Genomic DNA, 8,970 nt, shown 5'->3' on the forward strand with positions numbered 1-8,970 from the left:
CGTCGCTCGCCGTCGACCTGGCGGCCGAAAGCGGGCTGACCCTGGTCGGTTTCCTGCGGGGGCCGTCGATGAACGTGTACGCGGGCGAGCACCGGCCGAACTCGACCAGCTCCTAGCTTGAGTTTCAACCTCTGCGGGTGCGTTGCTCGACATGGCAGGGGCGAAACTGGCCGGTCAGGCCTTCTGGCGGCCGATCGGGCAGTGAGCGGTAGGCGGGTTGAGGAACACCGGCAATGCACAGGCCCGCCCTACTGGTGTTGCGTAACCTCTCCGGTACTCAGCCGCAGAGCGAGCCTGGCTCGGGGCGCCGTCGTTGCCCCTCAGGGGTGAAGGTGAAGGCTTCATCAAAGGGTGCGTCTGCGAAGCGGACAGCAAGCAGAACCGGTTCGTCGAGCTCGGGCCATGCGGACTCGGCTGCCGTGGTGCTGCCATTCCAGAGATGGAAGAAGACCATGGGCTCCTCGCGGTCTTCTCCCAAGTAGCCCAACGTCTTGCTGTACAGGGGGCTGGTCCCTCCGCACAGGATGGACGGGGGGCCGAACTCGGCGAGGACGTCTGCCCACGAGCGGTCCGCCTGCGCCCACGGGCGCACTCTTGCCCGCAGCGCGTGATGCTCGTCAGCCGGCAGAAGGCGATCGGGCCGGAGCCAGCCGCGGCGGTGCGCGAACTCGGCGTAGACCGAGGCGACGCAGTTCTGGTCGTAGCCTCCCGGCATCAACTCCTCGAACATGCCGCCCAAACCGGTGCTGCTCCCGGCCCCTCGGCTCGCCCAGGAACGCTGCTCTTCAGCCCATACCTCGGGCCGGCGTTCCACGAACAGCAGGTGATCCACCAGCATCCACAGCGCAGCGTCATGCTGCGAGAACGTGCCAGGACGCCGGAGAGCAGAGTTCAACTGCTCAACGAGATAGGTGTGTATCTCGTCGGCACCCGCGAGTGATCCAGTGGAGGACATCTAAAGAGTGTGCCCCGCCCCTTCGCCCCGGCGCCATAAGAACAGGCAGAGGTAAAAACTCAACCTTCTAGTGGGTGTTCGCGGCGATCGTCCGGCTGTGCACGACCTCCTGCTCCCACCGGTCCTCCGGTTGGGTGTGCAGCCGCCAGTAGTGCTCGGCGATCGTGTCCGGGTCGAAGGAGGTGCCCGGCACCACGGGCCCGTCCACGGTCACGGAGGCGACATGGACGCCCCGGGAGCCGTACTCCAGACCGAGCAGGTGCACCAGGGTCCGTACCCCGGCCTTGCCGAGGGAGAGGCTGACCCACCCGGGCTTCGGTTCGGGCATTCCGCCGGTGACGAGGAAGGTGCCGCGCCCGCGCTCCGCCATGCCCGGCGCGACGTGGGCGGCGGTGGTGAGCGCGCCACCGACGTTGACGGCCCAGGCGTCGAGCTGGCCGAGGGCCGAGAGCTCACCCGGTGCGTCCGATCTGATGATCGCCGCGTTGTACACCACCACGTCTGCCGGGCCGAACTCGTGGGCCGCCGCGTCCAGGGCGGCGCGCAGTCCGCCCTCGTCGGTGGCGTCGGCCGCCAGCGTGAGCACCGGGCCGCCGTCGGCCGGAATCGTCTGGGCGGCGGCCTTCAGCGTCCCCTCGCCGCGTGCGAGGAGCGCCACCGGCAGACCCTCCCGCGCGAACCTGCGGGCGATCGCCGCGCCGATTCCCGTACCCGCTCCGACGACGACTGCTCCGGACATGCCGATCTCCCCAACTCGCTCTGCGTTCGGTGACAATGAGGACGGTAGGACCTCACACCGGTGTGAAGGTCAAGTCGGTCGACGGCACGAGGCCCACGACCCGGCGGCAGGGGGAGGATCATGCGGATCGGTGACCTGGCCGAGGCGACCGGGGTGAACAGGCGGCTTCTGCGTTACTACGAGGAGCAGGGCCTGCTGCGCCCGCGACGGCTCGCGAACGGCTACCGCGACTACGACGACGGGGACGTCGTGGCGGTGCGCAGCATCCGCTACCTCCTCGCGGGCGGCCTGCCCACCTCGATGATCGCCGGGCTGATGCACTGCGTGCACGCCGAGGACGACCGGCTCGTCCCGTCCGGCTGCCGGGGCATGGTCTCCGCGCTGCAGCGCGAAACCGCCCGGGTGGCCGAGGCGATCGCCGGCCTCCGGGCCTCCCAGGAGGCACTCGACACCATGCTCGCCGCCGCCGTGCGCAAGCTCGGCGAGTGACCCGGCGTCCTCGCCGGTCGGCCAGGGCCTCCGTCGTTCATGCCGAAGACGACGGGCATGTGCCCGGAGGTGGCAGGGCTCCGGGCACTTGGGTGATGGGCCTTCACGTATGACGGGCCTTCACGGATGACGGATTCTTGTGGTGACGTAATTCCGCGGTGACGGACCTTCGTGGATGACGGTCGGGCGCGTTACAGGATTTCGATGGCGTCAACCTTCGGAGGCCGGTTCGGGAAGGTGATCTCGTGCCAACGCTCGATCTTCACCGAATCGCCGTTCGCGTCGCTGTAGATCAGGTCGTTGTTCCCTGTGGAAATCTTGTCGATCCACCATCCTCCGAAGGATGTCCTGCCGCGGTTCGCGTAACAGTCGACGCTGGTGTTTCCGAAACTGTCGTGCGACCAGATCTTCAGGAAATTCTCGCCGGCGCGGCAGGGGATGTGGTCGATGGCGTAGGCGTTACCAGGCATGACGACGGCGAACATGGCCGTCGCGGCGCATGCCACGAACGCTGTACGTGCCGTCTTCTTCATTTTCGAGACCACGGTTTTCTCCCTCTGTTCGTGCACTGGACCTGTGAATTTCTGTTCGCGAGGCGTCGGGGATGTTTTGCATGGTGATAGGAATCCTTCGGTGGATTCTTGTCCGTCTCGCCCCGTGATACGCGAAAGATGATGTCGCGTGATTGCGGCACGTGGCAATCCCGCCCGGGCTGTGCGACTGGAATGCGATCTCGAATGTCCAGATCGAGGGATTTTGCGATATCCGGGAAAACGGAAAGTGCTATGAGTTCCCGTGGGGTGGCGCGTGCCCGTGGGGTGGCGCGGTGCTCGTGTGCCCGGTCGTCCCGCTCCGGGAGCCCTGCTGTCGGAGTTCGGTGTCCACCCCGTACGCGGATGCTCCTCCGCCCTGCCGGGCAACCCTTAGTCTGCTGATCCAAGAGGCGTGGACGCGGGCGACGGAGGAAGCGGATGCGGCGTGTGGTGCGGGGCTTCTGGGGCCCACGGGTGGAGTCCGTGGAAGAGCTTTCCGGGCGTTGGGAGACGACGCTCCATCAGGTCGCCGCGCTGCTCGGGGGCGCGACCGGGTCCCCGTGGGCGTGGCGGCGCGTCCGGGCATCCGGCGCGGACGATGCCCCGCTCACCCCGGGACGGGAGCCGCTGGCGGAGGTCTTGCGCGAGGCGCGTACCGCCGACGACTGGTCGGACCGGGTCGGCACGGGACTCCGGCTGATCGCCGTACCGGAAGCGGGAGTCCGGGTGGAGATCAGCGGACTGGCCGGTGGCGCGCCGGAGTTCCTGCTCCAGTCCGTGGTGGTGGCGGTCGACGCGCCGGACGGAGTCGACGTGCCCGAGGCGGAGTTGCTCGCCGCCCTGGCGCGCGCCTGGGGCCCGGACTTCGGTGACGTCAGCGACGACGACCTCCTCGACGCCCTGGAGGACGAGGCCGGTCACACGGTCGGTGACCCGGTCGTCGGCAGGTACGGCTACCTCTCGCCCGCCCGGGCGGCCCTGGTCCCGGCCGGACTTGGGGCGGGGCGGGAGGGGTTGCCCGGCGGAGGCGTTCTGCTCGCCCTGGGCGGTACGGCTGAGGTGGTCGAGGCGTACGGCGCGCTGAGCGCGGCCGGCGCGCTCCGGCCGCTGCCCCGTCCGCTCGACCGGGCCGTGCTGTGAGCGTCTGCGCCGGGGAGCCCTTCGACGCCGGGCGGGCCGTGGCCGAGGTGACGGCGCTGGCGGCGGGGCCCGTACCCCAGGCGGGCCCCACCGTCGGTGAGGCGGACCCGGAGACAGGGGAGTGGCGGGCCACCACCGGGGAGGGGTTCCGGATCGTCCCGCTCTGGGAGGGCGACGGCCTCACGGGGGTGTACGGGAGCGACTGGACCGATGCGGAAGGCGCCGCACAGCGCCAACTTGAAGCGCTGGTGGCGGAATTGGACGTCAGGTGGGGGCCGCACGGCCGGGTGGCCATGCACCCCGCGCTGTTCCGGCGCCAGGCGGGATCCCCCCTGCCCCCGCTCCACGCGGCGCTGCTCGGTCAGGACTGTTACGGCGACCTCCGCGTCTGGGGGCCGCTGCCCGGCCGAGACCGCTGGGTGGGAGTGAGTGTCGGCCACAGCGACGGGGATGCCCCGCTCGTGATGGTCGCGCTGGTCAGCGCCGCGCCCGTTGTCGAGATGGACCAGGACTGCGGCTGATCGCGTCCGGCGGTCTCAGAGCCGGGCGCGCTTCAGCGCCATGTGCAGCAGCAGCCGGTCCTCGCCGTCGCCGAGGTCGAGCCCGGTGAGCTGCTGGACCCGGGAGAGCCGGTAGTACAGGGTCTGGCGGTGGATGCCCAGCTCGGCCGCCGTCCGGCTCGCCTGCCCCGCGAAGTCGAGGAAGGTCTCCGCCGTGCGGGCCAGCTCCGCGTGGACCGGGGTCAGCAGCGCGACCACCGAGGGGTCGGGCCCCGCGGGGGCGTGGGGCAGGGCGGTCAGCAGGCGGTACGGGCCGATGTGGGACCACCGGGCGACCGGGCCGAGACGGGGTTCGGCCGCCGCCGCGCGGGCCGCCGACACCGCCTCGCGCCAGGCGTCGGCCAGCTCGCCCAGGCCTCGGCGTGCCACGGCCACCCCCGCGGTCGCGGTCCCGCCCGCCGCGGTACGCAGCCGTTCGGCCGCCGTGTCCGCCGGGCCGGGGGTGTCCGGGGAGCGCAGCCGGACGAGCGCGGCCAGGCAGAGCGCGTCGCGCCCGGCCGGCGAGGCGACCACCGTGAGCGCCGCCGCCGAGGGGACCGTACGCGCCGACGGGGTGTCGTCCGCCGTCCACGGGGAGACGCAGACCACCGCGTGCAGGCCGTCGGCGTCCGCGCCCAGCGCTTCCCGGAGCGCGGTCAGCGCCATGTCCCGCTGCCAGCCCTGTCCCGCCGTGAGGGCCGCGCCCAGCTCGCGGGAGAGGTCCGCGCCCGCCCGGGCCTCGTCGGCGAGGAGCGCCCCGATCCGGTCCGCCACCTCCATGGCGGCGGCAAGCCGTTCGTCGGCCGGGCCGGGCTCGGCGTCCAGCAGCCAGACGTAACCGAGCACCACACCCCGGTGGCGTACCGGCAGGCAGATCCGGCTGAGGTGGACCCCGGCTTCCGGGCCCGCCGGAATGCGGACCGGGCCGGTGGCGCGGGTGATGCCGAAGCCCTCGAAGAAGGCGCGGACCGCCGGGGTGGAGCGACGGGTCAGGATCGACCGGGTACGGACCGGGTCCATGGCGGAGTCGTCGTCGCTGTCGTGCACGCCGAAGGCGATCAGGCCGAAGTCGCGGTTCTCCAGGGTGGCGGGTGCGCTCAGCAGTCCGGAGATCTCGTCGACGAGTTCCTGGTAGTCGCCTTTCATTCCGCCATTCTCGCACCCTTCAGACAGATGTATGAGGCGGCGGACGCGGATGCGTGACAGCTGTCGATGGCACACGTTCGGTGCAATCCATAGATTTCACCGTGGTTCTCCGTGCTGTCATGGTCCGGACCGGTTCGAAGGTTTTCGCCCGGCTCCAGGACATGCGGCCGCCCCCGCAGTCGTCCCGTCGTCCGTCAGTACTTTCGTGGAGGTGCCCCGTGCTGGGTCCCGTGATTCTCGCCGCGTCGCGCAGCGACCGGATGCGCCGGTTCATCTCGGCCGCACCGGGCACCAAGCAGGTCGTCGACCGCTTCATCGCCGGTGAGAACGTCGACCACGTCCTCCCGGTCGTCCAGGAATCCGTCGGCAAGGGCCTGGAGCTCACTCTCGACGTGGTCGGCGAGGACATCACCACGCCCGCCGAGGCCGCCGCCGCCCGCGACGCCTACCTGGAGCTGGTCGGACGCCTGAAGGACCTGGGCTTCGGCACCAAGGCCGAGATGTCCGTCAAGCTCTCGATGTTCGGCCAGGCGCTGGAGAACGGCCACGAGCTGGCACTCGCCAACGTCCGCCCGGTCGTCGAGGCCGCCGCCGCCATCGGCACCACGGTCACCCTGGACGCCGAGGACCACACCACCCTCGACTCGATGTTCGCCATTCACGAGGAGCTGCGGAAGGACTTCCCGCAGACCGGCTGCGTCATCCAGGCGTACCTGTTCCGCACCGAGGACGACGCCCGCCGCCTCGCCGCCGCGGGCAGCCGCGTGCGTATCGTGAAGGGTGCGTACAAGGAGCCCGCCTCCGTCGCGTACCAGGACAAGGCCGAGATCGACAAGGCGTACGTCCGCATCATGAAGATCCTCATGGAGGGCGACGGCTACCCGATGATCGGGTCGCACGACCCGCGTCTCGTCGCCATCGCCCAGGAACTCGGCCGCCAGGCCGGCCGCAAGCTGGACGAGTACGAGTTCCAGATGCTCTACGGCATCCGCAGCGACGAGCACGTCCGCCTCGCCGCGGAGGGCCACCGCATGCGTGTCTACACCGCGTACGGCACCGACTGGTACGGCTACTTCATGCGCCGCCTCGCGGAGAAGCCGGCCAACCTCCTCTTCTTCGCGCGCTCCATCCTCACCAAGGGCTGATCTCGCCCCGGCGATCCCCATCCCGACGAACCAAGGAGACAAGGCACTCATGGATGCTGTCACCCAGGTCCCCGCGCCGGTCAACGAGCCGGTCCACTCCTACGCCCCGGGTACTCCCGAGCGCGCCCGCTTGGAGGCGAAGCTCAAGGAGCTCGGCGAGAACCCGATCGACCTCCCGATGACCATCGGTGGCGAGAAGCGGATGGGCGGCGGCGCCCGCGTCGACGTCGTGCAGCCGCACAACCACCGGTCCGTCATCGGTACCTTCGCCGGCGCCACCGAGCAGGACGCCCAGGACGCGATCGACGCCGCGCTCGCCGCCGCCCCGGCCTGGCGCGCGATGGCCTTCGACGACCGCGCCGCGATCATCCTGCGCGCCGCCGAGCTGCTCTCCGGCCCGTGGCGCGAGACGATGGCCGCCTCCACGATGCTCGGCCAGGGCAAGACCGCCCAGCAGGCCGAGATCGACACCCCCTGCGAGCTCGTCGACTTCTGGCGCTTCAACGTGCACTACGCGCGCCAGATCCTCGCCGAGCAGCCGCCGGCCAACTCCACCGGCGTGTGGAACCGCATGGACCACCGCCCGCTGGAGGGCTTCGTCTACGCGATCACCCCCTTCAACTTCACCGCCATCGCGGGCAACCTGCCGACCGCCCCGGCGCTCATGGGCAACGTCGTCGTGTGGAAGCCGTCCCCGACGCAGACCCACGCCGCCGTGCTGCTGATGCAGCTCCTGGAAGAGGCCGGTCTGCCCAAGGGCGTCATCAACCTGGTCACCGGCGACGGCATCGCCGTCTCCGAGGTCGCGCTGAACCACCGCGACCTGGCCGGAATCCACTTCACCGGCTCGACCCCCACCTTCCAGCACCTGTGGAAGACGGTCGGCAACAACATCGCCAACTACCGCACCTACCCGCGGCTCGTCGGCGAGACCGGTGGCAAGGACTTCGTCGTCGCCCACCCGTCGGCCGACCAGGCCGTACTGAAGACCGCGCTGACCCGCGGCTCCTTCGAGTACCAGGGCCAGAAGTGCTCGGCGTCCTCGCGCGCCTACGTCCCGGCCTCCATCTGGAACTCCGGTTTCAAGGAGAAGTTCGCGGCCGAGGTCGACGCCATCACCATGGGCGACGTCACCGACCTCTCGCACTTCATGGGCGCCGTCATCGACGAGCGCTCGTTCGCGAAGAACAAGGCCGCCATCGACCGCGCCGCCGCCGACCCGACGTGCACGATCGTCGCGGGCGGCACCTACGACGACTCGGTGGGCTACTTCGTCCGCCCGACCGTCATCGAGTGCACCGACCCGGAGAACGAGGTCTTCACGACCGAGTACTTCGGCCCGATCCTCGCCGTCCACGTGTACGAGGACGACAACTACGACGCGATGCTGGACCAGATGGAGTCGGTCTCCGACTACGCCCTGACCGGTTCCGTCATCGCGGGCGACCGCGCCGCCGCGGCCCACACGATGGAGAAGCTCCGCTACGCGGCGGGCAACTTCTACATCAACGACAAGTCGACCGGTGCCGTCGTCGGCCAGCAGCCCTTCGGCGGCGGTCGCGCCTCGGGTACGAACGACAAGGCCGGCGCCCCGCAGAACCTGCAGCGCTGGACGCTGACCCGCGCCATCAAGGAGACGCTGGTCCCGCCGACCGAGTACACCTACCCTCACCAGGGCTGACGCCCGCCGGGACGTCGGCCGGCCCCCGGGCCGTGTCCGGCGATTCCCGCCCAGAACCCCGCCCCTGTCCGGCACCCCCCCTGCCGGACGGGGGCGGTCTGCGTTCCGCCGGACGCGGACCGGACGCGGACCGGGCGCGGACCGGGCGCGGACCGGGCCTACGCGACCGCGCTCCGGATGCCGAGAGCGAGGAGCACCGCCGACGTGGTCCTGACGGCCACCCGCTCGAAGCGTGGTTTCCGCAGGGCCCGCGACGCGCGCCGGACGAGGAAGGTCCAGGCGAGGAGCCAGAGCGCGACCAGCAGCGCGTGGGCGGTGGCCAGCGCGAGGATCTGGCCGCCGAAAGACCTGTGGGGTGCGATGAACTGGGGGACCAGGGTCAGGTAGACGGAAGCCGCCTTCGGGTTGAGGACGTTGGCGAGCATCGCCTGCGCGTAGACGGAGCCCGGCTGTCCCGTCGGGCGCCGGCGGGAGGCGGAGGCGGTCTTGGCGTGGCGTTCCGCCGAGGCCTCCTGCTGAGCCTGCCGGTGAGCGTCGTGCTCTTCACGCTCGTGGTCACCACGGTCTCGCTGAGCGCCGGTCTGATGGTCACCTTCCTCGGCA

At 70.5% G+C, this 8,970-nt stretch carries 10 protein-coding genes and 1 pseudogene; 6 read left to right on the forward strand and 5 right to left on the reverse strand.

Features of this window, described 5'->3' with window-relative positions; genetic code table 11:
- A partial coding sequence (locus ACWD3D_RS28260; RefSeq protein WP_451463621.1) for a formate dehydrogenase accessory sulfurtransferase FdhD occupies positions 1 to 116 on the forward strand: 116 nt, incomplete at its 5' end.
- 161 nt (positions 117 to 277) lie between these two features.
- Here the strand turns inward: ACWD3D_RS28260 and ACWD3D_RS28265 are convergent.
- Together ACWD3D_RS28265 and ACWD3D_RS28270 are read right to left on the reverse strand one after the other, a co-directional pair.
- Positions 278 to 955, reverse strand: coding sequence for a hypothetical protein (locus ACWD3D_RS28265; RefSeq protein ID WP_451463614.1), 678 nt, complete (start codon positions 953 to 955; stop codon positions 278 to 280).
- Between the two features lie 67 nt (positions 956 to 1,022).
- On the reverse strand, positions 1,023 to 1,694 hold the full coding sequence (locus ACWD3D_RS28270) for an SDR family NAD(P)-dependent oxidoreductase (protein WP_451463615.1): 672 nt from the start codon (positions 1,692 to 1,694) through the stop codon (positions 1,023 to 1,025).
- 120 nt (positions 1,695 to 1,814) lie between these two features.
- Between ACWD3D_RS28270 and ACWD3D_RS28275 the strand changes: the two genes are divergently transcribed.
- Entirely contained in the window at positions 1,815 to 2,183 is a 369-nt protein-coding gene (locus ACWD3D_RS28275) for a MerR family transcriptional regulator (RefSeq protein WP_387375024.1), read from the forward strand.
- Positions 2,184 to 2,374: 191 nt separating this feature from the next.
- Here ACWD3D_RS28275 and ACWD3D_RS28280 read toward each other — a convergent pair whose 3' ends face one another.
- A complete protein-coding gene (locus tag ACWD3D_RS28280; RefSeq protein WP_451463616.1) occupies positions 2,375 to 2,716 on the reverse strand; it encodes a beta/gamma crystallin domain-containing protein in 342 nt (113 codons plus the stop codon).
- Between the two features lie 438 nt (positions 2,717 to 3,154).
- On the opposite strand from ACWD3D_RS28280, the gene ACWD3D_RS28285 reads away from it, so the two are divergent.
- Together ACWD3D_RS28285 and ACWD3D_RS28290 are read left to right on the forward strand one after the other, a co-directional pair.
- Positions 3,155 to 3,856, forward strand: coding sequence for a hypothetical protein (locus tag ACWD3D_RS28285; RefSeq protein ID WP_451463617.1), 702 nt, complete (start codon positions 3,155 to 3,157; stop codon positions 3,854 to 3,856).
- On the forward strand, positions 3,853 to 4,377 hold the full coding sequence (locus ACWD3D_RS28290; protein ID WP_451463618.1) for a hypothetical protein: 525 nt from the start codon (positions 3,853 to 3,855) through the stop codon (positions 4,375 to 4,377). Before ACWD3D_RS28285 ends, ACWD3D_RS28290 begins: the two co-directional genes overlap by 4 nt.
- Positions 4,378 to 4,392: 15 nt before the next feature.
- On the opposite strand, the gene ACWD3D_RS28295 is transcribed toward ACWD3D_RS28290, so the two are convergent.
- Positions 4,393 to 5,541: a PucR family transcriptional regulator gene (locus ACWD3D_RS28295; protein ID WP_451463619.1), complete on the reverse strand. Its 1,149-nt coding sequence runs from the start codon at positions 5,539 to 5,541 to the stop codon at positions 4,393 to 4,395.
- A gap of 218 nt (positions 5,542 to 5,759) precedes the next feature.
- Between ACWD3D_RS28295 and ACWD3D_RS28300 the strand changes: the two genes are divergently transcribed.
- Positions 5,760 to 6,686, forward strand: a complete 927-nt coding sequence (locus ACWD3D_RS28300) for a proline dehydrogenase family protein (RefSeq protein WP_387374506.1) — start codon at positions 5,760 to 5,762, stop codon at positions 6,684 to 6,686.
- Between the two features lie 49 nt (positions 6,687 to 6,735).
- On the forward strand, positions 6,736 to 8,367 hold the full coding sequence (pruA, locus tag ACWD3D_RS28305; RefSeq protein WP_451463620.1) for an L-glutamate gamma-semialdehyde dehydrogenase: 1,632 nt from the start codon (positions 6,736 to 6,738) through the stop codon (positions 8,365 to 8,367).
- Between the two features lie 158 nt (positions 8,368 to 8,525).
- On the opposite strand, the pseudogene ACWD3D_RS28310 reads toward pruA, so the two are convergent.
- Positions 8,526 to 8,846, reverse strand: a pseudogene (locus ACWD3D_RS28310) (LysE family translocator); the annotation flags it as partial.
- Positions 8,847 to 8,970 lie beyond the last annotated feature (124 nt).

This window comes from Streptomyces sp. NPDC002690, assembly GCF_053592415.1.

Coding starts and splice junctions, on each gene's coding strand:
- ACWD3D_RS28265 (WP_451463614.1), bottom strand. CDS start 955: ATGTCCTCCACTGGATCACTCGCGGGTGCCGACGAGATACACACCTAT.
- ACWD3D_RS28270 (WP_451463615.1), bottom strand. CDS start 1,694: ATGTCCGGAGCAGTCGTCGTCGGAGCGGGTACGGGAATCGGCGCGGCG.
- ACWD3D_RS28275 (WP_387375024.1), top strand. CDS start 1,815: ATGCGGATCGGTGACCTGGCCGAGGCGACCGGGGTGAACAGGCGGCTT.
- ACWD3D_RS28280 (WP_451463616.1), bottom strand. CDS start 2,716: ATGAAGAAGACGGCACGTACAGCGTTCGTGGCATGCGCCGCGACGGCC.
- ACWD3D_RS28285 (WP_451463617.1), top strand. CDS start 3,155: ATGCGGCGTGTGGTGCGGGGCTTCTGGGGCCCACGGGTGGAGTCCGTG.
- ACWD3D_RS28295 (WP_451463619.1), bottom strand. CDS start 5,541: ATGAAAGGCGACTACCAGGAACTCGTCGACGAGATCTCCGGACTGCTG.
- pruA (WP_451463620.1), top strand. CDS start 6,736: ATGGATGCTGTCACCCAGGTCCCCGCGCCGGTCAACGAGCCGGTCCAC.